The organism is Streptomyces sp. NPDC028635 (assembly GCF_040637635.1).
Classification (GTDB): Bacteria; Actinomycetota; Actinomycetes; order Streptomycetales; family Streptomycetaceae; genus Streptomyces.
Map to the genome: position 1 here is coordinate 18,385 of NZ_JBEZWX010000032.1, position 24,863 is coordinate 43,247.

Here is a 24,863-nt window from a genome sequence, read left to right on the forward strand (position 1 = left end):
GTGGGGGCAGCGAGCGGACGGACCTAGGCGAGGAACGTCTTCAGCTCGTGCACGAGCTTGCGGATGTGGCCGGATATGACCGGCGTACCGAGGTCCTTGAAGCGCTCCTTGAACCACGGGTTGACGCTGCCGCGTCCGGCGCTGGTCACCGAGCCGACCGGGATGAACTTCGCGCCGGAGCGGTGGACGGCCGCCATGCTCTCGAACAGCGGTTCGCAGCGCCATTCGTAGAAGTCGGAGATCCACACCACGACGGTGTTGCGCGGCTCGGCGATCTTCGGCTGGGCCAGGGCCATGGCGACCGTGCCGTCCGTGCCGCCGCCGAGCTGGGTGCGCAGCAGGGTCTCGAAGGGGTCGTTCACCCACGGGGTGAGGTCGAGCGCCTGGGTGTCGTACGCGATCAGGTGGACGTCCACCTTGGGCAGTCCGGCGAAGATCGACGCCAGGATGGTGCAGTTGACCATCGAGTCGACCATGGAGCCCGACTGGTCGACGACCACGATCAGCCGCTGCGGTGTCGTCCTGCGAGCGGTGTGCCGGTAGTAGAGGCGGTCGACGTAGAGCCGCTCCTGCTCCGGATCCCAGTTGGTGAGGTTCTTCCAGATGGTGCGGTCGAGGTCGAGGTTGCGGAAGACACGCTTGGGCGGGACCGACCGGTCCAGGGCGCCCACGGACGCCTTCTCGACCTGGGTGCGCAGCACCGCGGCGACCTCGTCGACGAAGCGGCGGATCAGTGCCTTGGCGTTGGCGAGGGCCACGCCGGAGAGGTTGTTCTTGTCGCGCAGCAGCTGTTCGATGAGCGACATGCTCGGGGTGAGCTGCGCGGCCAGCCGAGGGTCCGCGAGAACTTCCCGCAGGCGCATCCGCTTGACCATGTCGGCCTCGATGGCGCCGAGTTCGGGTCCGATCGCCGGGATCAGGTTGCTGAGGTCGGGGGCCGGGAAGCCGGTTCCGGTGCCGGTCGGGCTCACTCCCCCGCCGGTGCCGGACCGGGCGCCGCCGTTGCCCGCGCCGCGGCCGCCGCGCAGGTCGCCCGGGGTGCAGCCGAGGGCGCGCTCGAGCCACCCGGCGTCGGCCTGCCAGCGGGCGAGCTGTCCGGCCGTGACCGTGCCGGTGCCGGAGGCGAAGACATTGAGCAGCACCTTGGACGCCAGGGCGGCCCGGCGGACCTCGGCGGCCCGGTCGCGGCCCTCCTCCTCCGGCTCGGGCACCATCAGGCCGTCGAACTCGCCGGCCAGCTCGGGGTGGCGCTGCAGGACGGCGTCGACGGACGCCTGCGGGTCCAGCAGCGCCGGCGGCAGCCCGATGTCCTCGACGACGGCCAGGGAGGCGGACTCCAGTGAGGCCTGCTCCTCGGGGTCGAAGAGACGGGCGAGCAGGCGCCAGTACAGGACCTGCCGGCGGTTCTCGTCCGGTGCGGGCAGCGGGGGCGTCTCGGCGGCGGGGTGGGGGCTGAGGTCGGTGGTGATGTGGGGGTTCTGGCCGGTGGTGGGGTGGGGGTTGACGCCGGTGGTGGTGTGGTCGGTCATGTGCGCAGCAGCCTTCCCGCGCGCTCGCGCAGTACGGCCACCGCGTCGGTGGCGGCCTTCTCCGCCTTGACCCCGGCCTTGTCCGTCGTGCCCCCGGCCCAGGCGCCCGCGTGCACCGCGACCGTCTTCTTGCGCACGGTGGTCTCCACCGCGAGCGGCTGCAGCAGCCACCGCCCGGCGTCCCAGCGCAGCAGCCCGATACAGGCGCTGGAGGTGGCGACGGCCTGTGGGCTCAGAGGTCCGGCGACCGGGGCGCGGTCGGTGTCGACCGCCAGGCGATGCCCGGTGAGGGTGAACGTCACCGTGTCGCCGTCCTGTTCGATGCCGTAGCCCTCCAGGAACACCGGGTGGGCCAGGCGCACCGGGTGCCGGTCCAGGGGGGCGGTCCGGGAGGCGACGGCGGTCGGCAGGGCGACGCGGGCGGTGGCGAAGGGGTCGGCGCTCTCGCCGGGGCGGGCGTGCTCGTCCTGCCAGATCAGATCGCCCTCGGCGGTGACCGGCATGTCGGTGAGGTCCATGCTGCGGCCCTCGCCGGCGGCGGCCAGGAGCGACAGGTGCGGACGCAGCAGCTGCCAGACACCCGCGCCGAGGACCGTGTCGGGCTTCGGCACGGACACGCTTGCCCGCACCAGCCGGGGCGCGGTCCCGTCGGCGGGTTCGAGCACGGCGTGCACCTGTGCCTGGGCCGCGGTGGCGTGCTCCTGGACGTCGACGCCGAGGGGCAGCAGCCGGCCGGTCACGGTCTGCGTGACGGGCGCGGTGGCGGCGCCGGGCACGGTCAGGAGCATGGCGCGCGCCCACAGATCGGCCCAGCGGCGCACGGGCACGGAGTCCAGGGAGGCGCCCGGGCAGGATGCGGCGAGTTCGCCGGCGAAGCCGTCGAGGAGGGTCGCGAGGCGCCGTAGCGCGGGGTTCGGGAGCATCGCGGAGACCACCGGGGCGGAGCCGGAGACCACGTCGTGGTCGAGGCCCTGCCAGCCGGTGCGGGCCAGGTCGCAGAGCCAGGCGCGGGCGGCGGCGAGCAGGTTGGGCGCCTGCTCGCCGGTGGCGGCCGGGGCGGGAGCCTCGGCGCCGGACCGGCCGGTGGCCTCGTCGGCGCGCGCGGCGAGCGCGTCGTGCGCGGCACCGAGCAGGGCGGTGCGGGCCGCGGCGAGGGCGAGGAAGTGGTCCTCGCTCGCGGCGCCGGCCGCGGCCTTCTCGGCGGCTTCGGCGACACGGGTGGCGAGCGGGCTCGCGGCCACCGCGTCGGCGAGCGCCGTCAGGCCCTCGGTCTGGGCGGGCCGGGGACGCAGGAGGCCCCCGAGCAGGGTCCGGTCGAAGGCGTCCACGACGGCCAGGGTCTCGTCGAGGCCGTCCACCGGTTCGGTGAGCAGATCCATCCGCATCAGGCCACCGCCCTCGTCGGCGGGAACCACTGCATCTCCGGCAACGGCGCGGTGGTGGCGGCCAGTTCCAGATACGCCAGATGGCGCAGGAAGCGGCTGAAGACGGAGGCGGCGCCCTTGCTGTCCGCCGGCGCGGGGCGGGTGCCGCTCATGGCGAGGCGGATCGACTGCGCGCCGGGCTCGCTCGCGCCGAGGTCGACCCGCAGATAGCGGGCGACGCGCTCGGCGCCGTACTGGAGCACCGATTCGTTGATCAGCGCGCCGATGTGGTTGCAGAAGCCGCCGCGGGCGCCACCGCAGGGGCGGTTGTTGTTGGTGCTGCACGCGTAGGCGTACGACGCGGCGGCGACCGAGGAGACGTAGACGCGCTCGATGTCCGAGCCGCTGGAGACGACGCCCTGCAGGCGTCCGTCGGCCAGTTCGACGAACGGGACCTTGGCCAGCTTGCGCGGCCTGGCGGGTGGGACCACCCGCGTCGTGCTCGACCTCTCGACGTCGGACAACGCACCATCTCCTTTGCAGCACGAGGGAAGCCCATCGCCGGACCGGCGGGACACCAACGAACTTAGCGGGGACCACTGACAACGCCCCTGCGACGGACGGCTGATGGGGCCCGCGGGCAGGGCAGGACCACCGGCGCACGGCCGGAGCCCGGTGCGGTCGCTCGGAGGGTGGTGCGGTCGGCCGGAGGCCGTGCTGGGCTCGCCGGGGAAACGGCCGGAGCCCGGTGCGATCGGTCGGAGGGTGGTGCGGTCGGTCGCGGGGTGGTGGTGCGGACGATCGGAGGCCGTGCTCGACTCGCGGCGCAAGGCCGGGGCCGGGAGCGGTCGGTCAGAGGTCGTCCGTGGTGCCGAGGCCCGTGAGAGCGCCGACCGGGTCGGAGTCGGGCGTGCCGCGCGGCCACCAGTCGTCGGCGCCGGGCTCGGACTCGTAGGCGTACCACAGGCCGTCTCGGCCCAGCCGGAGCTGGACGTGTCCGCGCGGGTGGGTGAGACGGTTGCGCCAGGGGCGGAACGCCGGGAGATCGGCGGCCAGGAGCGCCGGACGCGCCCGGTCGAAGCGTCCCGCCGGGGGATCCCACGCCTCCTCCAGGACGGCGAGCCCGTCCGGGCCGCCCTGGCGCCAGGCGGCGACCGCGCGGGCCAGCTCGGCGGGGGTGCGGCCGGCTGCGGAGGCGAGGGAGGAGTACAGGGCGCGCGAGCCGGCGGTGAGCCCGGAGCCGGGCCTGGCCGCAGCCAGCCGGATCGCGTCCTGCCACAGGGTCAGTTCGCCCACCTCGTCGTGACCGGTGGCGAGCAGAGCGTGGGCACGTGCGGCCGCGTCGGTGGCGAGCTGGTCCAGCGCGATCGGGTCGGGTCCGCCGGGGGCCGCCGGATAGACGGGCGGCTGCTCCGGGTGCGGCGGGAGCGGCAACGGGTTGGGCAGCGGCGGCAGTTGGCGGGGCGCGAGGGCTTCGGCGGCCCGGACGCCGGGCAGCGGGGCGGGTTCCCGGTCCTGGGCGGCTCTGGCGGCGCGTGTGGCGCTGAGCCGGGCGAGCGCGTCGAGCAGCTCCCGCTCTCCACGGCCGCGCAGCAGGAGCAGCACGAAGGGGTCGGCGTCGAGCAGGCGGGCGGTCTGGTAGCACAGGGCGGCGGCGTGTTTGCAGGGGTGGCCGCGGTCGGGGCAGCTGCAGCGCGGCTCCAGGTCGCCGGGGCCGGGCAGCAGCCGGACACCGCAGTCGGCGAGGGAGTGCGGCATCTCCTTGTCGAGCAGGGCGGCGATATGGCCGGGCCGCTCGGCGGCCGCGTCCAGGAAACGCGCCCAGTCGGCGTCGTCCAGGGTCCGCAGCCGCACCTGCACGCGGTACGGGCGCGGCCGGCTGCCCTGCACGTACGCGAGCACCGAACCCGGGGTGACGGTGATCGCGTCCACGTTGCCCTGCTCGGCGTAACCCCGCCCGCGGGCCAGCCTCTTGGGGTCGAGCGCGCCCTCCTCCAGCGCCGTCACCCAGGCGTTGCCCCACCAGGTCTCGGCGAACCGGGAGTCCTCGCCCGCGGGCAGGGGCGCGAAGGGCGGGAAGGTACGGCGCAGGTCACCGTCGCGCGCGGGGGCGGCCATGGAGCGGGGCAGCAGAGGCGCCGGGGCGGGAGTCCCGGGCGGCGTGAGGCGGGCGGGGGCCTCGTCCTCGTGCGCGGGCCGCGGTGTCACCGGCGGCGGGGTGGTCCGGCTCACCCGCTCTCCCGGGCCGCCGGTCTCCCCGGCGACCTCGTCCGACGTCGCCTCGGTGGGCATGCGGAAGGCACCCGCCAGCAACTGCCGCAGCTCCCGCGCTCGTTGCCCGGCCCGGGGATTGCCGGGGACATGGGTGGGGTGCGGGGCGGCCGCGGGGTCGGAGGAGCGGGACGGGCGGCGCCGCAGGGAGGACGCGCGGTCCGCCTGTTCCGCGTCGGCCGCCTTGCGCTGCGCCTCGGCGCGGGCCGCGCGCAGCGCCTCACGGGCGCGGTCAGCGGGCGCGGCGTCGTCGGCCGGAGGTCTGCCGGACGCGGATGCGTCCGCCGCAGCTCCCGGCTCCGTCGGCGCGGCAGCGGGAGCGGCAGTGGCCTGCTCATCGGGCGGAGCCGGATGCCCTACGGCTTCGTCGTCGGCCGGCAGCGCCGTGCGCCGCTGGGCCACGGCGCGGCGCAGCGCCTCACGCGCGACGTCCCCCGGCCGTGACTGCGGCCGCCCGCCAGGCGCCTGTCCGCCGTCGGTGGCCGCCCCACGCTCCGGCTGTACGCCGTCGGCGGCTGTCCCATGCTCCGGCTGTACACCGTCGGCGGCCGCCGCGTGCTCCGGCTGTACACCGTCGGCGGCCGCCGCGTGCTCCGGCTGTACGGCGTCGGTGGCGGCCCCACGTCCCTCCTGGACCCCGTCGGCGGCTGTCCCGGGACCTGGCTGTCCGGAGTCGGCGGCTGCCCCGTGCTCCGCCTCTACGGCATCGGTGGCCGCCGCGCGACTCGGCTCCGGCGGTACGTCACCGAAGGCCTCCGCGTGCTCTGCCGGTACAGCGCCAAAAGCCGCGTCGTGGTCCGGCGGTACGGCATCGGGGGCCGGCGCCTGCTCCGCCCGCGCGGACTCGTCCTCGCCCTGGGTGCTTCGCCGTTCCCCCGCGCCGGTCGACTCCGCCGTCGCCGCACCCCGCTCGCGCGCCTCGCGCAGGGCCCGGCGGGCCGCCTCCGCGGGGCCGGGGCCGGGCGCGTCGGCCCTGCCGTCGGCCCTGCCGTGGGCCGTGCCGTCGTCGTCCGTCGGTGTCATCGCGCCTCCCTCCGCAGCGAGACCAGGTCGGACAGTTCACGGTCCGTCAGTTCCGTGAGGGCGGACTCGCCGGAGCCGAGGATGGCGTCGGCCAGGGCGCGTTTCGCGGCGAGCATCTCCGCGATGCGGTCCTCGACGGTGCCCTCCGTGATCAGCCGGTGCACCTGGACCGGCTGGGTCTGGCCGATGCGGTAGGCGCGGTCGGTGGCCTGTTCCTCCACGGCCGGGTTCCACCAGCGGTCGAAGTGGACGACATGGCCGGCGCGGGTGAGGTTCAGGCCGGTGCCCGCGGCCTTGAGGGACAGGACCAGGATCGGTGTCGTACCGGCCTGGAAGCGGTCGACCATGCGCTCGCGCTCGGGGACGGGGGTGCCGCCGTGCAGCAGGTCGACGGGGACCGCCCGGGCGGCGAGGTGCGCGGTGATCAGACGGGCCATGCCGACGTACTGCGTGAAGACCAGGGCGGAGCCGTCCTCGGCGAGCAGGGTGTCCAGCAGCTCGTCGAGCAGGGCGAGCTTGCCGGAACGGTGGGCGAGCCGGTCGCCGGCGGCCGGGCCGTGGTCCTCCTTCAGATACAGCGCGGGATGGTCGCAGATCTGCTTCAGCGAGGTGAGCAGTTTCAGCACCAGGCCGCGGCGGGCCATGCCCTCGGAGACCTCGATGGCGAGCATCGACTCGCGCACCACCGCCTCGTACAGCGCGGCCTGTTCGCGGGTGAGCGGCACCGGGTGGTCCGTCTCCGTCTTGGGGGGCAGCTCGGGCACGATGCCGGGGTCGGACTTCTTGCGCCGCAGCAGGAACGGGCGGACCAGACGGGCCAGACGCTGCACGGCCTCCTCGTCCTCGCCCGTCTCCACGGCACGCGCGTGCCGGGCGCGGAAGGACTTCAGGGGGCCGAGCAGGCCGGGGGTCGTCCAGTCGAGCAGGGCCCACAGCTCGGACAGGTTGTTCTCGACCGGGGTGCCGGTCAGCGCCACGCGCGCGGGGGTCGGGAGCGTGCGCAGCGCCTTGGCCGTCGCCGAGTACGGGTTCTTCACGTGCTGGGCCTCGTCGGCGACCACCATGCCCCACGCCTGTTCGGCCAGGGTCTGCGCGGCCGAGCGCATGGTGCCGTACGTGGTGAGGACGAAACCGCCGTCGAGGTCGTCCAGGCTGCGGTCCGGGCCGTGGTAGCGGCGGACGGGGACGCCGGGCGCGAACCGGGTGATCTCCCGCTGCCAGTTGCCGAGCAGGGACGCCGGGCACACCACCAGGGTCGGCTCGCTGCGGGCCCGCTTGAGGTGCAGGGCGATCACGGTGATGGTCTTGCCGAGGCCCATGTCGTCGGCGAGGCAGCCGCCGAGGCCGAGGGAGGTCATCAGCTCCAGCCAGGCCAGCCCGCGCAGTTGGTAGTCGCGCAGGGTGGCGTGCAGTCCGGCGGGCGGCTCCGCCGGGGCGACACCGGCGGTCAGCCGGTCGCGCAGGGCCGCCAGCGCGCCGGCCGGGACGGCCTCGACCGTCTCGCCGTCGACCTCGGCGGTGCCGGTGAGGGCGACGGACAGCGCGTCGACGGGGTCGAGCAGGCCCAGGTCGCGCTTGCGTGCCTTGCGGACGAGCGCCGGGTCGACGAGCACCCACTGGTCGCGCAGGCGCACCACCGGGCGGTGGGCCTCGGCGAGCGTGTCCATCTCGGTCTCGGAGAGCGGGTCGCCGCCGAGAGCGAGCTGCCAGCGGAACTGCAGCAGGTCCTCGCTCTCGAAGAAGCCGGTGCCGTCGGTCGCGGAGCCCGGGGCGGGCCGGACCACCGCGGCGGCGGTGAGGTCGTGCGCCAGGTCCCGCGGCCAGTGCACGGCGACCCCGGCGGCCGCGAGCCGGGTGGCGGCGACGCCGAGGAGGTCGCCCAGCTCGTCCTCGGACAGGGCCAGCACGTCGGGCGCGTCCTGTTCGGTGAGCCGGGCGAGCGGGGGCCACACGCGGGCGGCGCGCCGTACGGCGAGCGCGGCGTCGACCCGCGCGCGGGGGCCGAAGGCGGCGTCGGCCTCGCCCGCCCACAGCGCTGCCGCGTCGGTGACCAGGGTGGGGTCGGCGAGGCTGTGCACCTGCACGATGGCCGCGCCGGCGCCGCGCGCGCCCGCACCGCCGGAACCCTGGTCGAACAGGTCGGTCGCCGACAGGTCCAGGCGCAGCGAGATCCGGACTCCCGCGTCCATGCCGGCGGCGACCTCGGCGGCCCAGTCCTGCGCGCCGGGCAGCCGGACCGGTTCGCGGGCGGCGAACGGCCTGCCGGAGGCGTACGGCGCGGCCGGGGTGCGGGGCAGGGTGTCGGCGACCGCGTCGAGGAAGGCGCGCAGGAGCGCCTCGGGGTCGGGCAGCCGCAGCGGGCCCGGGCCGGGCAGCGGGACGGCGTGCCCCTCGGCGGGCAGCGCGGCGGCGACCGCGCGCAGGTGGGCGATGTCGTCGGGGTCGAGCGGCCCGGCGCGCCAGGCGTCGTGGCCGGTCGGGGTGAGGCCGGGCAGCAGGCGTCCGCGCGCGGTGAGCCGCAGCGCGTGCAGCGCGGCCGCGCCCCAGCAGGCGGTGGCGGGGTGCGCGGCCGGGTCGCGGCGGGCGCCTGCCAGCAGCGGCAGGGCGGTGTCGAGCGGGAGGGACAGCGCCGGGGTCCGGTGGCGGCGGACGGACGCGCCGTGCGGCCGTACGACGGTCAGGTCGACCGGCTCTGCGCCGGTCTGCTCGGGCAGGGGGCCCTCGTCGGGGTCCCAGAAGGCGATGCGGCTCTCGCGCGGCAGAGGGGCCGGCAGGAAGACGGCCGCGAGCCGCACGGGAACGCGTTCGGCCGTCGCGGGCGGGCCGGCCGTGTGCCCGGCACGCTCCGCCATCGCGGGCACCTCACTCATACGCTCTGCCACCTCCCGTCCACGCGTCGGATCGGACGTCTTCGACTCTACGGGCGGGGTCTGACAATCGGCTCCGCCGGCCGGGACGCGCCGGGACGCATGGCCGGCGACGACCGGCGGGCGACGGCCGGGCTCAGGGCACGGTGCGGGAGACGACGTACACCATCGGGTTGTCCGGGTCGGCCGTGTTCACGACGATGTCCTGGGTGGGCGCGGGGTTCTTCTGCTCGTGCACCAGGCCGCTGTACGGGCCGGGGCCGGTGAACTTCCAGCCGGTGATCTTCTGGTCGCGGTCGCTGATGGCGATGTCGTCCGGCCGCAGGTCGCTGCGGCGGGCGCCGATCCACCGCAGGAAGTTGTCCAGGTTCGCCGCGGAGGTCTGGAACTGGACGTAGAGACGGCTGGTCTTCCAGTTGTTGGTCTCGTAGTAGGCGACCTCGTACGACTGCCTCGGGATCGGCACCTGGTACAGGCGGCGCTGCACCCCGGACGGCCAGCCCGCGGTCAGGCCGGTCGCCGAGTACTTCGCCTCCTTGTCCTTCCCGCTGTCACGGCTCTGGTTCGCCGAGATCACCAGGTAGCCGGCCGGGACGCCGATGAGCAGCACGATGATGAGCAGGGTGAGGGCCCGGCGGCGGATCCGGTGCCTGCGGTCCTCGCCCTGCTCCTCCGGCTCGTCGGCGGGGGGCGCCTGGTGGGGAAGCGAGGCGGTCATGCGGAGTCCCGGGCCGCGCGGCGCGCCTCGGCGTACCGCTCGTAGCGTTCGTGGCGCTCCACCCGGCGCCGGTTGGCGCGGCGGAACCGCCGGGCGACCAGCCGCGCCAGGTCGGCGGCGCCCACCATGCCGGCCTCGGGGCCGAGCTGGGCCCGCACTATGCGCGCCTCGGGGCGGTAGCCACGCCCGGTCAGGTGCCGTTTGAAGGCGTCCCGGGCGGGGCCGATCAGCAGGTCGTCGGCCGCGGAGACGCCGCCGCCGACGACGAAGCAGGAGGGGTCGAGGGCGGCGGCGAGGTTGGCGATGCCGACACCGAGCCACTGGCCGATGTCCTGGAGCAGTTCCACGCACATCGCGTCGCCCTCGCGGGCCAGCTCGGTGATCATCGGGCCGTTGATGTCGGCGATGTTGCCCTTGACGTGCTCGATGACCCCGTACGCCACCGGAGAGTCCGCGGCGGCCAGCTCCCTGGCCTCCCTGACCAGGGCGTTGCCGGAGCTGTACTGCTCCCAGCAGCCGCGGTTGCCGCACGGGCAGCGGTGGCCGCCGGGCACGACCTGCATATGGCCGAACTCGCCCGCGACGCCGTACTTGCCCCGCTTGACCTGGCCGTCCTCGAGGATCGCGCCGCCGATGCCGGTACCGAGCGTGATCATGACGAGGTGGTCCTCGCCGCGGCCGGCGCCGAAGCGCCACTCGGCCCAGGCGGCGGTGTTGGCGTCGTTGTCGACCAGCACCGGCACCGACAGGCGGTCGGCGAGGCGGTCGCGCAGCGGCTCGTTGCGCCAGGACAGGTGCGGGGCGAACAGGACACGGTTGCGGTCGGCGTCGACCCAGCCGGCCGCGCCGATGCCGACGGCGTGCACGTCGTGCCGGTCGGACAGGTCCAGCACCAGTTCGACGATGGTGTCCTCGACGACCTTGGGGCTCTTGGACTTGTCCGGGGTCTCCGTGCGGAGCTTCTCCAGGATGTTGCCGTCGGCGTCCACGACACCGGCCATCACCTTGGTGCCACCGATGTCGATGCCGACGGTGGGCACGCGGGGGGCGGTCAGGTGGGACCGGCGCTCCCTGGTGCCGACGGTCCGCAGCGCGGTGGCCCGGCGGGAGCCGATGGGGGCCGTGAAGGTGCCGTAGGTGCTCATCGCCGCCGATTCTGCCCCACGGGTGCCTTCGGCGACCAACGGGGAACCGAGGAGTGGTTGATCATTTACGCCGGGTGCGGGTGCGTGCCGGTTGTTCGCGCCCGCGTCCACGCGGCGGAGCCGCACAGGGACACAGCCCGGCGCCCCTCAGGGGCGCTGCAGTTCGTGGCGTAGGGCGTCCAGGTCGCTTCCGCCCGCCATCTGCCGGGTCAGCTCGTCCAGGGTGATCTCGTCGCGTGTGTGGTTGCCCACCATCGTGCCGCGCTTCAGGAGGACGAAGCGGTCGCCCACCAGGTAGGCGTGGTGGGGGTTGTGGGTGATCAGTACGACACCGAGACCCTCGTCACGTGCCGCGGCCACGTACTTGAGGACCACGCCGGACTGCTTCACCCCGAGAGCGGCCGTCGGCTCGTCCAGGACCAGGACCTTCGCGCCGAAGTGGACCGCCCGCGCGATGGCGACGCACTGGCGTTCGCCGCCGGACAGGGTGCCGATGGGCTGGTCGACGTCGCGCAGGTCGATGCCCATGCGCAGCAGTTCCGCGCGCGTGGTGCGGCGCATGTGGTCGACGTCCATGCGCTTGAACGGGCCGACGCCCTTGCGCGGCTCGGAGCCGAGGAAGAAGTTGCGCCACACCGGCATGAGCGGGACGACCGCGAGGTCCTGGTAGACCGTGGCGATGCCGCGGTCCAGGGCCGCGCGGGGCGAGGACAGGCGGGTCTCCTCGCCGTCGATGCGCAGTACACCCTCGTCATGCTGGTGCAGTCCGGCAATCATCTTGATCAAGGTTGACTTGCCGGCGCCGTTGTCGCCCAGGACGCAGGTGATCTCCCCCGCGTGGACCTCGAGGGACACGCCCTCCAGGGCGCGGATGTTCCCGTAGTGCTTGCTGACGTCCGACAGCTCGACGAGTGCCGTGCGGGCCTCGGTCTGCGTCATGTCGTGGCCTCCGCGCGCTTGCGGACCCAGGCGTTGAGCAGGGTCGCGAGGAGCAGCATCGCTCCGAGGAAGAACTTGAACCAGTCGGGGTTCCACTCGGCGAAGACGATGCCCTTGCTCGTCATGCCGAAGATGAGGGCGCCGACGGCGGACCCGACCGCGCTGCCGTAGCCGCCGGTGATCAGGCAGCCGCCGATGACCGCCGCGATGATGTAGATCAACTCGTTGCCGACGCCCTCGCCGGACTGGACGACGTCATAACTGAACAGCAAGTGCTGACCGGAGATCCAGGCACCCAGGGCCACGCCCATGTACAGGCCGATCTTGGTCTTCGCGACGGGGACGCCGACCGCGCGGGCCGCGTCCTGGTTGCCGCCGACAGCGAAGATCCAGTTGCCCGTGCGGGTCCGCAGCAGGATCCAGGAGGCGACGCCGACCAGGGCCAGCCACCACAGGATGGTGACCTTGATGTCGACGCCGCCGACGGTCAAGGTCGAGGCGAAGACGTCGTGGGCGGTCGCGAAGCCCTCCATGTCGGCAATGGTCTTCGTCGACACCGTGCCGTCGATCAACTTGGTGAAGCCGAGGTTCATGCCGGTCAACATCAGGAAGGTGCCCAGCGTGATGATGAAGCTGGGCAGCTTGGTGCGCGTCAGCATGAAGCCGTTGAAGGCACCGATGGCCAGCGTGACCAGCAGGGACACACCGACGCCGACCCAGACGTTCGCGGTCGCCTGGAAGCTGAACATGGACGAGATCAATGCCGACGACGTCACCATGACGCCGGCCGACAGGTCGAACTCGCCGCCGATCATCAGCAGCGCGACCGGGACGGCCATGATCCCGATGGTCGAGGACGCGTACAGCACCGTGCTGAGGCTGGACGCCCGCAGGAAGCTGTCGGCGAAGAACGCGAAGAAGACGAAGACCGCGACGGCGCCGACCACCGAGCCCAGCTCGGGACGGGCGAGCAGCTTGCGCAGCGGCGATGTCTCCAGGAGCCGTTCGTCCGCGGTGGTGGCGGTCATCGGGTGCCTCGCTTCGCGTACTCCTGCAGCGCGGCGGCCTGGTCCTTGGTGATGATCTGCGGGCCGGTGAGGACCGGGCGCCCGCCGCCGAGGACGTCGTTGTTGTACCTGTACAGCCACAGCAGGTCGACGGCCTGGTAGCCCTGGAGGTAGGGCTGCTGGTCGACGGCGAAGCCGAGGGTGCCGTGGCGGAGTTCGGTGGCGACCTTGGCGTTGAGGTCGAAGGTGTCGATCTCGGCCTTGCTGCCCGCGTCCGTCTTGGCCTTCACGGCGGTGTCGGCGTAGGGGGCGCCGAGGGTGACGACGGCGTCGATGGACGGGTCGGCCTGGAGCTTGGCCCCGATGCCGGACTGCACGTCGGGCATGTTGGTGCCGTTGACGTAGACACGCTGCAGGGTGCCGTGGAAGGTCTTGCCGATGCCGTCGCAGCGCTGTTCGTGACCGACGTTGCCCTGCTCGTGCAGCACGCACAGGGCCTTCTTCCTGCCGCGCTTGTTCAGCTCCTCGCCGACGGCCTCACCGGCGATCGTCTCGTCCTGCCCGACGTGCGTGAGCGCTCCGAACGCCTTGGACTCGGCGGAGCCGGAGTTCACGGTGATCACCGGGATGCCGGCCTTCTCGGCGCGCGCGACGGCGGCCTTCATGGCGTCGGGCTTGGCGAGGGTGACGATGATGCCGTCGACCTTCTTGTCGACGGCGGCGTCGACGAGCTGCGCCTGCTGCTGGGCCTCGTCGTCGTGCGAGTACAGGAAGTTGATGTTGTCCTTGACGGCGGCCTGCTTGGCGCCGCTCTGGACGATGTCCCAGAAGGTGTCGCCGTCGCCGGAGTGCGTGATCATCGCGAAGGTCCAGCGGGGCGTGTTCACCGCCGCCCGGCCCTGTGCGGCCGCGGCCTTGCGGGCGTCCTCGGCGCGTTTGCCGCCGGTGCTGCTGCACGCCGACAGGGACACACACAGTGCCCCCGCCAACGCGATCCCTGCCCACGTCCGAAACCGTGCCACGAGGCCGTGCCCTTCTTGCTGTCTGCTGTGCGGTGTCCTGCGAGGGGGCCCAGTGGTCTCGTCTGCCTCAGCAGTCCCACCGGCCCCAAACGCTCCAGTATCGGGCACGGCTCACCCCCGCCGTGCGCCCGGGGAGCCCACGCCGGTCTCATTGTCCGGACATTGCGACGAAACGGGCGGGGAGCGACGGGAGCGGAGCCAGGGGCGCCGGAACGGCGGCAGCGGAGTCAGGACCGTACGAGCAGCTGGAACTCGAAGGAGTAGCGGCTCGGGCGGTAGATGTGGTCGCCGTACTCCACCGCGCGCCCGGTGTCGTCGAAGGTGGTGCGCTGCATGGTCAGCAGCGGGGCGCCCTCGCTCTCGGTGAGCCGCTCGGCCTCGTCGGCACTCGCGCCGCGGGCCCCGATCGACTGGCGGGCGCTGTGCAGGGTGATCCCGGCGCTGCGCATCAGCCGGTAGAGGCCGGTGGCCTCCAGCTGCGCGGTGTCCAGTTCGAGCAGCCCGGCCGGCAGGTGGTTGCACAGGTACGCCATCGGCTCGCCGTGTGCGAGCCGCAGCCGCTCCACCCGCTGGACGTCGTCCCCCTCGGCGACCCCGAGGGCCGCCGCGACCTCGGCGGACGCCGGGACGATCGCGTTGACCACGACCTTGGTCGCCGGACGCTGCCCCGCCGCCTCCAGGTCGTCGTAGAGGCTGCTGAGCTCCAGCGGCCGCTTGACCTGGCTGTGCACGACCTGGGTGCCGACCCCGCGGCGGCGCACCAGCAGACCCTTGTCGACCAGGGACTGGATGGCCTGGCGGACCGTCGGCCGGGACAGGCCGAGCCGTGCGGCGAGCTCGATCTCGTTGCCGAGCAGGCTGCCCGGGGTGAGGGTGCCGTGCTCGATCGCGGCCTCGAGCTGCTGGGAGAGCTGGAAGTACAGCGGCACGGGAGAGCTGCGGTCCACACGGAGTTCGAGCTGCACGGTCGGGTCCACTTCTGGTTTCGGCACGGCCCGAGCGTAGCTCCGAGCGCTGTTGACGGGAAGTTGTGTAGTTCGGTTGTCCGGACATACGCATTGACAGGGGCCGGATCGCGACCTCACTTTGTTTCCATGCGCATCGGGGTCATCGGTACGGGCCGGATCGGCACCATCCACGCGAACACCCTCAGTCGCCATCGCGACGTCGGTTCGCTGATCCTCACGGACGCCGACCCGGCTCGGGCCCAGGAGCTCGCGCTGCGGCTGGGCGAGACGGCGGCGCCCGGGGTGGACGAGATCTTCACCTGGGGCGTGGACGCGGTGGTGATCACGACGGCGACGCAGGCCCACGCGGAACTGATCGGCCGGGCGGCGCGCTCGGGGCTGCCCGTGTTCTGCGAGAAGCCGATCGCGCTGGACCTGCCGGGCACGCTGCAGGCGATCGCGGAGGTCGAGGCGGCCGGCACGGTGCTGCAGATGGGCTTCCAGCGCCGTTTCGACGCGGGCTACGCGGGCGCCCGGGAGGCGGTGCGCTCGGGGCGGCTCGGGCGGCTGCACACCGTACGGGCGGTCACCTCCGACCAGACGCCGCCGCCCGCCGCGTGGCTGCCGCTGTCCGGCGGCCTGTACCGGGACACGCTGATCCACGACTTCGACGTCCTGCGCTGGGTCACCGGCCGGGAGGTGTCCGACGTGTACGCCGCGGGGTCCGACGCCGGGCCGGCGATGTTCCGTGAGGCGGGCGACGTGGACACCGCCGCGGTGGTGCTGACCCTGGACGACGGCACGCTCGCCACCGCCACGGCGACCCGGCTGAACGGCGCCGGGTACGACGTGCGCATGGAGCTCGCCGGGGAGCGGGACCAGATCGTCGTCGGGCTGGACGACCGCACACCGATCGCGTCCACGGAGCCGACCGGGCCGCCGGCCGCCGACAAACCGTGGACCGGCTTCCTGGAGCGCTTCGCGCCCGCGTACGAGGCGGAGCTGATGGCCTTCGTGGAGGTGGTCCGGGGCGAGCGGGCCAACCCCTGCGACGGGCGCGAGGCCTTGCAGGCACTGCGGATCGCCGAGGCCTGCGAGGTGTCGCGACGCGAGCGGCGGCCGGTGCGGCTGGCGGAGGTGGCGGGGGCGTAGGCGCGCCCGGGGCGGCGTCGGGGCAGGCGCGGGCCAGCGTCAGGGCCCGAGCCGGCGTCGGGGCCGGGGGGAGGGCCACGCGTGCGCCCGCGCCTCGGCTCCCTCCCTACCAGCTCACCGGCAAGCTCCGTACGCCTCGGATCAGCGTGCCCGGGAGCCAGGGGCCGGGCGGGGCGGCCAGGGCGAGGGACGGGGCGCGTTCCAGCAAGGACCGCAGGGCGATGTGGGCCTCGAGGCGGGCCAGGGGGGCGCCGAGGCAGTAGTGGATGCCGTGGCCGAAGGCCAGGTGGCCGCGGGTGTCGCGGCGGATGTCGAAGCGGTCGGGGTCGGGGAAGCGGTCCGTGTCCCGGTCGGCGGCGGTCAGTCCGACGAGCACCGGCTCGCCCCGCCCGATCCACCGGCCCGCGATCTCCAGCGGCTCCACGGCGAAGCGGAACGTCGTGTTCTCCACCGGCCCCTCCCAGCGCAGCGTCTCCTCCACCGCTCCGTCGACAAGGCTCCGGTCGGCGCGCAGGGCGGCGAGTTGGGCGGGGTGGGTGAGCAGGGCGTGCACGGCGTTGGTGATGAGGTTGACCGTGGTCTCGTGGCCGGCGATGAGCAGCAGGAACGCCATGCCGCGCAGTTCGTCCGCGGAGAGCCGGTCGCCGTCCTCCGTCACCGTGCGGATCAGGTCGCCGAGCAGGTCGTCGCTCGGGCCGGCGCGGCGCTTGTCCTCGATCAGGCCGGTGAGGTACGCGCCGAGCCGGGCGAACGCGTCCTGTTCGGTCGCGGCGCTGCTGGGCGCTACGGCCTCCGTCGACATGCGGCGGAACTCCGCGCGGTCCAGCTCGGGCACCCCGAGCAGTTCGCAGATCACCGTGATCGGCAGCGGGTAGGAGAAGGACTCCACCAGGTCGGCCCGGCCGAGCGGCAGCATCGCGTCGAGGAGGTCGTCGGTGATCTGCTGGATCCGCGGCCGCAGCCGCTCCACCCGGCGCATGGTGAAGGCGCGGGTGACGAGCCCGCGCAGCCGGGTGTGCTGCGGCGGGTCGGTGGTGAGCAGGTGTTTGCCGATGAACTCGTCGTCCAGGAAGGTCAGCCCGACCCGGGCGGTGTCCTTGACCAGCCGCGGGTCGGTGAGCGCGGCCCGCGCCTCCTCGTGGCCCACGACCAGCCAGGTCTCCTGGTACCCCTCGCCCGTGGGCAGCCGCACCCGGTGGACCGGGCCGCGCTCGCGCAGCGCGGCGTACGCCGGATGCGGGTTCTCGGTGAACCCGGTGCCGAACTCCTCGACGTCGATCACTTCGCCCACGGCTCTCCCCCTTGTTCTGGCCGGACCCGGCCGGCCGGCGCGGACCGGCCGCTGAACGGCCTTGACTCTCCTGCCAACGCGCGAGCGCGGCCGTCAGTGCCCGCCGCGGCCGGTTTCGTCGACGAGTCCGGCGTCGTACGCCAACAGGGCGATCTGGACCCGGTTGTTGAGGCCGAGGCGTGCCAGGATGCGCGAGACGTGCGCCTTGACGGTGGCGACGCTCATGAACAGTTCGGCGGCGATCTCCGCGTTGGACAGGCCGCGGCCCACGGCGACGGCGACCTCGCGTTCCCGCTCGGCCAGCGTGGCGAGCTGTTCACGCGCGCGTGCGCCGCGGGTGTCGGCGGCGGTGCCGGCCGCGTGCAGCATCAACTGCCGTGTGACGGCGGGCGACAGGACCGGATCCCCGGCGGCGACCCTGCGGACCGCGTCGATGATGTCGGCGGGCGGGGTGTCCTTCAGGACGAACCCGGCGGCGCCCGCGCGCAGGGCGCGCAGGACCTGGTCGTCGGCGTGGAAGGTGGTCAGCAGCACGACCTGCGGCGCGTCCGCACGGCCGCGCAGCCCCTCGGTGGCGGTCAGTCCGTCCACGGACGGCATGCGGATGTCCATGAGCACGACGTCCGGGCGCGTGCGGTCCACGAGTTCGGCCACCTCGCCCCCGTCGCCCGCCTCACCGACGATCCGGATGTCGTCGGCCCCGCCCAGCATCAGCGACAGCCCGGCCCGCACCAGCGGGTCGTCGTCGACGAGGAGCACTCTGATCGCAGTCATGGCCCTACGAAACCACGGCCGCAGCGCGCCCCGCGCGCGGCTTCGACCGCAGGCGCCGCCCGGCCCCGGCCCCTTCTGCAAAGCCGTCACATCACCACGCACCACCGCACGCGCCACGCGCGCCCCGCCTCACCCCCACGGCAGCCACGCGTGTACCTCGAAACCGCCGTCCGCGCGCGGGCCGTGTTCCAGGCGGCCGCCCGCGAGGGTGGCGCGTTCGGTGAGGCCGATCAGCCCCTGGCCGGAGCCGGGGACCGGCGGGGGCTCGTGGTCGGGAGCCGGGTTGCGTACAGCGATGGTGAGGCCGTCGCCCGGGGCCCCGGCGACCGTGACGGCGACCTCCGTGCCGGGGGCATGCTTGCGGGCGTTGGTCAGGCCTTCCTGGGCGATGCGGTAGGCGGTGCGGCCCACCGAGGCGGGGACGCCGGCGGCGTCGGTGACGTGCTGGTCGAGCGTGACCTTCATGCCGGCCTCGCGGGACTCGGCGACCAGTGCCTCCAGCGCGGCGAGCGTGGGCTGCGGCCGGCCCGCGTCGTCGGCGTCGCCCGTGCGCAGGACGCCGATGATCTCCCGCAGGTCCTGTAGGGCCTCGTGGGCGCTCTCCCGGATGACGCCGGCGGCCCGCGCGATCTCCTCGCCGGGGGCGTCGGGGCGGAACTCCAGTGCCCCGGCGTGCACGCTGAGCAGGGTGAGCCGGTGCGCGAGCACGTCGTGCATCTCTCGTGCGATGGCCTCGCGGGCGAGCCGCTGCGCCTGCTCGGCGCGCAGCCTCGCCTCCGACTCGGCGCGCCGCGCGCGTTCCCGCAGGCTGAGCAGCAACTGCCGCTTGGAGCGCACGAACATGCCCCAGCCGACGACGGCGACGACGAGCACGTAGATGAAGGCGACGGCGGCGGGATAGGACAGGTCGGCGTCGGGCCGTACCCAGTAGTACAGCGGGATGATCGCGAGCTCGGCCGCACCCACCCAGGCCACGTACCGGAAGGGCCGGTGCACGGCCAGGGTGAACAGGGCGATGAGGTAGGCGCCGCCGGCCGTGTCGGAGACGAAGTTGACCGCGGTCAGGGCGATGGCGAGGGCGACGGGCCAGCGGCGCCGCAGCCACACGGCCGCGCAGGCCGGCACGCCGAGGATCTGGTCGGCGACGGCCAGCGCGTGCGGCACGTGCGGGTTGTCGCCCACCGACTGGGCGGCGGTCAGCCCGATGACGACGGCCAGCGCGAAGCAGGAGAAGTCGACGACCCAGTCGCGCGCGGTGCGCCGGAACCGTCCGGCGCGTCCGGTGACCGGGTCCAGCTCATGGGTCAGGGCGGACGGCAGCCACCACCGCCGGCCGGGCAGGACCGGCACCTGCGCCGCTCCGTCGTCCTTCGCAGTCCACTTCACGAGCGACCAATCTACGGAGCGCGAGGGGGCCGCACCCGCCGGTGCGGGCGATCGTCGACCGAAGTCGCCCGGGCGCCGACTTTGGTCGCAGGCGCCGCCGCCACCCCGCCACCCGGGTCGCGCGCGCCTCGACGCGTGGCCGATGCGGGTGGGGGGTGCGGGTGGGGGATGCGCGGAGACGTTGCTCGAGACAGCGGAGTGAGGCGGACCGTGCCGCAGGCTCGGCGGCACGTTCGGGCCACAGGCCCCGGGACCCAGGCTGCTGCCGGGCCCCGGTACGCCGGCCCTCGGACTGCGGCCGGGCCCCGGGGCCGCCGACTCTTCGCCTCCGACCGGCCCCGGGCCGCCGGTTTCACGCCTCCGGCCGGCCCCGGGCCCGGCCGCTCGGCAGCCTCAGCAGCCGAAGTCGACCAGGTCGAACGTGGCGTAGTGGTCGGCGGTGTAGTAGTCCTCCTGCTGCTGCTCACCGGTGACGATGCGGCGGGCGCCGCGGGTGGGTGAGCCGGGCGTGATCACCGTGTACTCGTGGTAGTAGCCGCTCGTCCGGCTCGGCAGGACTCCTTCCCTGTTCTGGAAGACGACGCCGTCCTGGTCGTACGGGAAGGGGCCGCCCTGTTCGATCAGGTTCAGCGTGTCGTGTGCCTGGGAGGGCAGATCGCTGTAGCAGATGCTGCCGACGGACGCGGCGGCGGCGCCGGCCGGGGTGGCGGAGACGGTGCCGCCCATGAGGAGGGCGGACAGGACTGCGGCTGCGGCGCCGAGCCGCGAGATGCGTGGGGGGAATCTCATGGCGGCATGATGACGCGCGTAGACGCTGGCATGTCAATGACAATCACGGAGTCTCCGCCTTTCCCTCCCGGGTGTTCGCGCGCCGTTAACTCGACTCGATGTCCGTTGCCCGCCGGTCATCGCGGCGCGAGGGCGCTGGGATGAAGGCATGACACAGAACACGACTCTTCACGGGAAGGCGGCCCTCGTCACCGGTGGCAGCCGGGGCATCGGGGCGGCGACGGCACTGCGGCTGGCGCGCGAGGGCGCGGACGTGGCGCTGACCTACGTCCAGGGAAAGCAGGCCGCCGAGGACGTCGTACGGGCCGTCGAGGCGCTGGGGCGGCGGGCGGTGGCGCTGCGGGCGGACGCGGCGGACGCGGACGAGGCGGCGGGCGCCGTGGGCCGGGCCGCCGACGCGCTGGGCGGCCTGGACGTGCTGGTGAACAACGTGGGGGTGGGCGTGCTCGGCCCGCTGGAGAGCCTGCCGGTCACGGAGGTGGACCGGGTGCTCGCCGTGAACGTGCGCGGGGTGTTCCTCGCCTCACAGGCGGCGGCCGCGCGGATGTCCGACGGCGGGCGGATCGTCACCATCGGCACGTGCATGGTCCGGCGGGTGCCGGGGCCCGGCGGCACGCTGTACGCCATGAGCAAGGCGGCCCTGGTGGGGCTGACGAAGGCACTGGCGCGGGAGCTGGGGCCGCGCGGGATCACGGCGAACATCGTGCACCCCGGCCCGATCGACACCGACATGAACCCCGCCGACGGGCCGTACGCGGACGGCCAGGCCGCGATGACGGCCCTCGGCCGTTTCGGGCGGGCCGAGGAGGTGGCCGTCACGGTGGCCCACCTCGCGGGCGCCGCGTACGTCACGGGCGCGGAGTTCACGGTGGACGGCGGCCACTCGGCTTGACCGAACGCCCCGCGGCGGACGGGTGCACGCGCGTGGGGCGCACCGGTGCTGTCAGGCCGGTGCGCCCCACGGGTCCTTCGGGGGCTGCGGGTCAGCCGCCCAGTTCCTGGTGGCGGGCCGCCAGGCGGGTCGCGCCGGCCTCGGTCAGCGAACCGAACAGGCGCAGGCGGGAGATGCCGCCGTCGGGGAAGATGTCCACGCGCGCGTGGGTGCCGACGGCCGGTTCCGGCAGGACGAAGCGGTGGTTGGTGTCGGGCTGCATCCGGGTGCGCGGGAGGATCTCCACCCACTCGCCGTCCTCGCCGTCCTTGACGGAGACCGACGCCCAGCCGGCGCTGTTGCCCTTGAGGTAGGCGGTGTCGATCTCGATGGCGCGGATCTCGGACTGGGCGACGAGCTGGTAGCGGATCCAGTCGTTGCCCTGGTCGCGCCGGCGGCGGGTCTCCCAGCCGTCGTCCATCTTGCGGGAGCGGCCCGGCTGGATGGTGTTGGTGGCCGGCGAGTAGAAGAGGTTGGAGGCGTCCTCGACCCGGCCGCCGTTCTCCAGGGCGACCACGTCGAAGGTGCCGAGCACCCCGAGCCACTTCGGGTCCGGTACGACCTCGCCGTACACCCGCAGGCGCGCGATGCCGCCGTCGGGGTGCTGCTTGAGGCGCAGGTGCGTGAAGCGCTGCTCGACGTCGACCGCGAACCCGTTGGCCGCGTGGCCGCCGACCGCGGTGCGCGGGACGAGCGTCGTCCACTTCACGTCGTCGGCGAGCAGCTCCTCGGGCGACGGCGAGCCCGGTACGGAGGTGGCCTCGAGGGAGACGGCCTGCGGGTAGTTGCCGCGGAAGTGGGCGGTGTCGACGACGACGCCACGGACCACGCCGGGGGCGCCGAGGCGGATCAGCGCCCAGTCGTGGTCGTCCTCGGTCGGCCACGGGTGCGCGGCGGAGGCACCGCGCCGGCGGCGGGTCTCCCAGCCGTCCATGACCTTGCCCTTGTGCCCGAAGTGCTCGGGGTCGAACTCCGCGGCCTCGGGGACCAGCAGGTTCTCGCGCTGGGCGAAGAACTCGTCGTTGGCGGCGATGACACCGGCGCCGAGCTGCCGGTCGGCGAGGTTGGCGTGGTGGGTGAAGGGGAAGTCGGCGGTGCGGTAGTCCGCGTACGGGTCGCCGCCGGAGTAGGGGTTCGCGTCGCCGGTGAAGCTGGGTATCGCCGTCACGGTGATCGGTTCCTGCCTTTCGGTTCTACAAGTCGCTACGGGGGTGGGAGTGGGCGACGGGGCTCCTTCGGTCAGGCGGACCGGTTGAGCAGACGGCCCTTGGGCTCGGTGAACTCGCCGTCGGCGACGATCCGCTCGCCGCGCAGCCAGGTCGACCTGACCACGCCGTACAGGGTGCGGCCGGCGTAGGCGGTGACGCGGTTGCGGTGCTGGAGAGCGGCCGGGTCGACGGTGAAGGTGTCGTCGGGGGCGAGGACGGCGAAGTCGGCGTCGCGGCCGACCTCGATGGCGCCCTTGGAGCCGAGGCCGACCAGGGCGGCCGTACGCGCCGACATCCAGCGGACGACGTCCTCGAGGCCGTGGCCGCGCTCGCGGGCGGCGGTCCACACGGCGGACAGGCTGAGCTGGAGGCCGGAGATGCCGCCCCAGGCGGTGGCGAAGTCGTCGGTCTTGAGGTCGGCGGTGGAGGGCGAGTGGTCGGTGACGACGCAGTCGATCGTGCCGTCGGCGAGCGCCTCCCACAGCAGGTCCTGGTTGGCGGCCTCACGGATGGGCGGGCAGCACTTGAACTCGCTGGCGCCGTCCGGGACCTCCTCGGCGGTGAGGGCCAGGTAGTGCGGGCAGGTCTCGACGGTGATCGCCACGCCCTCCGCCTTGGCGGCGCGGATCAGCGGCAGCGCGTCACTGGAGGAAAGGTGCAGCACGTGCACGCGCGCGTTCAGACGCTTGGCCTGCGCGATGAGGTTCGCGATGGCGGTGTCCTCGGCGTCGCGCGGGCGGGAGGCGAGGAAGTCCGTGTACTTGGGGCCGCCGTGCTGCGGGGCGGCGGCGAGGTGGTGCGGGTCCTCGGCGTGCACGATCAGCAGGCCGTTGAAGCCGGCGATCTCGGCCATGGACTGGGCGAGCTGCTCCTGGTCGAGGTGGGGGAACTCGTCCACGCCGGACGGCGACAGGAAGCACTTGAAGCCGAAGACGCCGGCGTCGTGCAGCGGGCGCAGGTCCTTGACGTTGTCCGGCAGGGCGCCGCCCCAGAAGCCGACGTCGATGTGCGCCTTGGCGCGGGCGACGTCCTGCTTGACGCGCAGGTTGTCGACCGTGGTGGTGGGCGGCAGGGAGTTGAGCGGCATGTCGATCAGGGTCGTGATGCCACCGGCCGCGGCGGCGCGGGTGGCGGTCCAGAAGCCCTCCCACTCGGTGCGGCCCGGGTCGTTGACGTGCACGTGCGTGTCGACCAGGCCGGGCAGCAGGACGTCGTCGCCGAAGTCCTCCACGCGGGCCGTGGCCGGTACCTGCGCGTCGTAGTCGAGTACGGCGGTGATCGTGCCGTCGGCGACCACGACGGACGCGGGCCGCGTCCCCTCGGGAGTGATGACGCGCCTCGAACGCAGGACCAGTTCAGCGTCGGACACCCGGACCCCTCTCTCTGCCGCCGTGGGCCGCCTCGAAGGCCTCAGCGGCCTCCGCGCGTCTTCCACACAGCGGAATTTCAACGAACTGTTGAAGCTACTTCGGGAGTCTTCACTCCCGTCTTCGCGTCGTCAAGGGCACACTCATCCACAGTGCACCCGATCCGCCCACCCTGGACGTTTCCACAAAGCGGAATTAGAATTCCGTCAGATAGAACGTAGCTACGCACAAGCGGGGAGTCAACCGACTGCCGGGTAGGCTGCTGCCTCTTCAGTCAGTCCCGAAAGGAACGCGCCGTGCCGACGTCCAGCGCCAGCACCACCGACTCCGCCAAACCCGCCGCCACGGGGGGTGTCCAGTCCCTGGAGCGCGCCTTCGACCTGCTGGAGCGCATGGCGGACGCCGGTGGCGAGGTCGGCCTCAGCGAGCTGTCCGCGAGCAGCGGACTGCCCCTGCCGACCATCCACCGTCTGATGCGCACGCTGGTCGCGTGCGGTTACGTCCGCCAGCAGACCAACCGGCGCTACGCCCTCGGCCCGCGCCTGATCCGCCTCGGCGAGTCCGCCGCGCGCCTGCTCGGCACCTGGGCGCGGCCGTATCTCGCGCGCCTGGTGGAGGAGACCGGCGAGACGGCGAACATGGCGCTGCTGGACGGCGACGAGATCGTGTACGTGGCGCAGGTGCCGTCCAAGCACTCGATGCGGATGTTCACCGAGGTCGGCCGCCGGGTGCTGCCGCACTCCACGGGCGTGGGCAAGGCGCTGCTCGCCGGCTACCCGCCGGAGGAGGTGCGGGCCCTGCTGTACCGCACGGGGATGCCGGCGGCGACGGACAAGACGATCACCACGCCGGACGACTTCCTGGCCTCCCTGGAGGAGGTGCGCCGGCTCGGCTACGCGGTCGACGACAGCGAGCAGGAGATCGGCGTCCGCTGCCTGGCGGTCTCGGTACCGAACTCCCCCACGGCGGCGGCCATCTCGATCTCGGGCCCGGCGGGCCGCGTCACGGAAGCCGCCACGGAAAAGATCGTCCCGATCCTCCAGCAGGTGGCCGAGGAACTCTCCGAGGCCCTGACCAGCTCGGGCACCAACGGCGCCTGACCCCTGCCGGGGGCTCACGGAAGGATTGCGCCG

Annotated in this window: 20 protein-coding genes; 3 read left to right on the top strand and 17 right to left on the bottom strand. The window is 73.6% G+C overall.

Features of this window, described 5'->3' with window-relative positions; genetic code table 11:
• Positions 1–23 precede the first annotated feature (23 nt).
• The 11 genes from AB0E88_RS27195 to AB0E88_RS27245 form a co-directional block, all read right to left on the bottom strand.
• The gene (locus tag AB0E88_RS27195) at positions 24–1,529 is read right to left on the bottom strand and encodes a VWA domain-containing protein (protein ID WP_361635584.1); all 1,506 of its coding nucleotides are present in this window, start codon (positions 1,527–1,529) and stop codon (positions 24–26) included.
• The gene (locus AB0E88_RS27200) at positions 1,526–2,944 is read right to left on the bottom strand and encodes a hypothetical protein (RefSeq protein WP_361635586.1); all 1,419 of its coding nucleotides are present in this window, start codon (positions 2,942–2,944) and stop codon (positions 1,526–1,528) included. Before AB0E88_RS27200 ends, AB0E88_RS27195 begins: the two co-directional genes overlap by 4 nt.
• Positions 2,914–3,417, bottom strand: a complete 504-nt coding sequence (locus AB0E88_RS27205) for a hypothetical protein (protein WP_361635589.1) — start codon at positions 3,415–3,417, stop codon at positions 2,914–2,916. The genes AB0E88_RS27200 and AB0E88_RS27205 overlap by 31 nt, the downstream gene beginning before the upstream one ends.
• Before the next feature lie 328 nt (positions 3,418–3,745).
• Positions 3,746–5,578, bottom strand: a complete 1,833-nt coding sequence (locus tag AB0E88_RS27210; RefSeq protein ID WP_361635735.1) for an SWIM zinc finger family protein — start codon at positions 5,576–5,578, stop codon at positions 3,746–3,748.
• Between the two features lie 605 nt (positions 5,579–6,183).
• The gene (locus AB0E88_RS27215) at positions 6,184–9,057 is read right to left on the bottom strand and encodes an SNF2-related protein (RefSeq protein WP_361635592.1); all 2,874 of its coding nucleotides are present in this window, start codon (positions 9,055–9,057) and stop codon (positions 6,184–6,186) included.
• 133 nt (positions 9,058–9,190) lie between these two features.
• On the bottom strand, positions 9,191–9,772 hold the full coding sequence (locus AB0E88_RS27220; protein ID WP_361635595.1) for a sugar kinase: 582 nt from the start codon (positions 9,770–9,772) through the stop codon (positions 9,191–9,193).
• Positions 9,769–10,917 (bottom strand): ROK family glucokinase, encoded by a 1,149-nt coding sequence (locus AB0E88_RS27225; RefSeq protein ID WP_361635598.1) that lies wholly within the window; start codon positions 10,915–10,917, stop codon positions 9,769–9,771. Before AB0E88_RS27225 ends, AB0E88_RS27220 begins: the two co-directional genes overlap by 4 nt.
• Before the next feature lie 147 nt (positions 10,918–11,064).
• Positions 11,065–11,856, bottom strand: a complete 792-nt coding sequence (locus tag AB0E88_RS27230; RefSeq protein WP_361635601.1) for an ATP-binding cassette domain-containing protein — start codon at positions 11,854–11,856, stop codon at positions 11,065–11,067.
• Positions 11,853–12,884, bottom strand: a complete 1,032-nt coding sequence (locus AB0E88_RS27235; protein ID WP_361635604.1) for an ABC transporter permease — start codon at positions 12,882–12,884, stop codon at positions 11,853–11,855. The genes AB0E88_RS27230 and AB0E88_RS27235 overlap by 4 nt, the downstream gene beginning before the upstream one ends.
• Positions 12,881–13,885, bottom strand: coding sequence for a sugar ABC transporter substrate-binding protein (locus tag AB0E88_RS27240; protein ID WP_361635607.1), 1,005 nt, complete (start codon positions 13,883–13,885; stop codon positions 12,881–12,883). Before AB0E88_RS27240 ends, AB0E88_RS27235 begins: the two co-directional genes overlap by 4 nt.
• Before the next feature lie 227 nt (positions 13,886–14,112).
• The gene (locus tag AB0E88_RS27245) at positions 14,113–14,850 is read right to left on the bottom strand and encodes a GntR family transcriptional regulator (protein ID WP_361635738.1); all 738 of its coding nucleotides are present in this window, start codon (positions 14,848–14,850) and stop codon (positions 14,113–14,115) included.
• Between the two features lie 129 nt (positions 14,851–14,979).
• On the opposite strand from AB0E88_RS27245, the gene AB0E88_RS27250 reads away from it, so the two are divergent.
• A complete protein-coding gene (locus AB0E88_RS27250) occupies positions 14,980–15,984 on the top strand; it encodes a Gfo/Idh/MocA family oxidoreductase (RefSeq protein ID WP_361635610.1) in 1,005 nt (334 codons plus the stop codon).
• A gap of 106 nt (positions 15,985–16,090) precedes the next feature.
• On the opposite strand, the gene AB0E88_RS27255 is transcribed toward AB0E88_RS27250, so the two are convergent.
• The 4 genes from AB0E88_RS27255 to AB0E88_RS27270 form a co-directional block, all read right to left on the bottom strand.
• Complete coding sequence (locus AB0E88_RS27255; protein ID WP_361635613.1) at positions 16,091–17,275, bottom strand: cytochrome P450; 1,185 nt, start codon at positions 17,273–17,275, stop codon at positions 16,091–16,093.
• Between the two features lie 93 nt (positions 17,276–17,368).
• On the bottom strand, positions 17,369–18,049 hold the full coding sequence (locus AB0E88_RS27260; RefSeq protein WP_361635616.1) for a response regulator transcription factor: 681 nt from the start codon (positions 18,047–18,049) through the stop codon (positions 17,369–17,371).
• A gap of 129 nt (positions 18,050–18,178) precedes the next feature.
• Positions 18,179–19,435, bottom strand: a complete 1,257-nt coding sequence (locus AB0E88_RS27265) for a histidine kinase (RefSeq protein WP_361635619.1) — start codon at positions 19,433–19,435, stop codon at positions 18,179–18,181.
• 393 nt (positions 19,436–19,828) lie between these two features.
• On the bottom strand, positions 19,829–20,224 hold the full coding sequence (locus tag AB0E88_RS27270) for a ribonuclease domain-containing protein (protein WP_361635622.1): 396 nt from the start codon (positions 20,222–20,224) through the stop codon (positions 19,829–19,831).
• 148 nt (positions 20,225–20,372) lie between these two features.
• On the opposite strand from AB0E88_RS27270, the gene AB0E88_RS27275 reads away from it, so the two are divergent.
• Positions 20,373–21,116, top strand: coding sequence for an SDR family oxidoreductase (locus AB0E88_RS27275; protein ID WP_361635625.1), 744 nt, complete (start codon positions 20,373–20,375; stop codon positions 21,114–21,116).
• Positions 21,117–21,207: 91 nt separating this feature from the next.
• On the opposite strand, the gene alc is transcribed toward AB0E88_RS27275, so the two are convergent.
• Together alc and allB are read right to left on the bottom strand one after the other, a co-directional pair.
• Positions 21,208–22,323 (bottom strand): allantoicase, encoded by a 1,116-nt coding sequence (gene alc / locus AB0E88_RS27280; RefSeq protein WP_361635628.1) that lies wholly within the window; start codon positions 22,321–22,323, stop codon positions 21,208–21,210.
• 71 nt (positions 22,324–22,394) lie between these two features.
• Positions 22,395–23,732 carry an allantoinase AllB gene (allB, locus tag AB0E88_RS27285; protein WP_361635631.1) on the bottom strand — a complete coding sequence of 446 codons (1,338 nt, stop codon included), beginning with the start codon at positions 23,730–23,732 and terminating at the stop codon, positions 22,395–22,397.
• Positions 23,733–24,026: 294 nt separating this feature from the next.
• Between allB and AB0E88_RS27290 the strand changes: the two genes are divergently transcribed.
• A complete protein-coding gene (locus AB0E88_RS27290) occupies positions 24,027–24,830 on the top strand; it encodes an IclR family transcriptional regulator (RefSeq protein ID WP_361635634.1) in 804 nt (267 codons plus the stop codon).
• Positions 24,831–24,863: the final 33 nt, after the last annotated feature.

Bases quoted from the DNA above. Each gene is read 5' to 3' on its own strand.
- AB0E88_RS27195 (WP_361635584.1), bottom strand. From the start codon at position 1,529: ATGACCGACCACACCACCACCGGCGTCAACCCCCACCCCACCACCGGC.
- AB0E88_RS27215 (WP_361635592.1), bottom strand. From the start codon at position 9,057: ATGAGTGAGGTGCCCGCGATGGCGGAGCGTGCCGGGCACACGGCCGGC.
- AB0E88_RS27220 (WP_361635595.1), bottom strand. From the start codon at position 9,772: ATGACCGCCTCGCTTCCCCACCAGGCGCCCCCCGCCGACGAGCCGGAG.
- AB0E88_RS27225 (WP_361635598.1), bottom strand. From the start codon at position 10,917: ATGAGCACCTACGGCACCTTCACGGCCCCCATCGGCTCCCGCCGGGCC.
- AB0E88_RS27230 (WP_361635601.1), bottom strand. From the start codon at position 11,856: ATGACGCAGACCGAGGCCCGCACGGCACTCGTCGAGCTGTCGGACGTC.
- AB0E88_RS27235 (WP_361635604.1), bottom strand. From the start codon at position 12,884: ATGACCGCCACCACCGCGGACGAACGGCTCCTGGAGACATCGCCGCTG.
- AB0E88_RS27250 (WP_361635610.1), top strand. From the start codon at position 14,980: ATGCGCATCGGGGTCATCGGTACGGGCCGGATCGGCACCATCCACGCG.
- AB0E88_RS27260 (WP_361635616.1), bottom strand. From the start codon at position 18,049: ATGACTGCGATCAGAGTGCTCCTCGTCGACGACGACCCGCTGGTGCGG.
- AB0E88_RS27270 (WP_361635622.1), bottom strand. From the start codon at position 20,224: ATGAGATTCCCCCCACGCATCTCGCGGCTCGGCGCCGCAGCCGCAGTC.
- AB0E88_RS27275 (WP_361635625.1), top strand. From the start codon at position 20,373: ATGACACAGAACACGACTCTTCACGGGAAGGCGGCCCTCGTCACCGGT.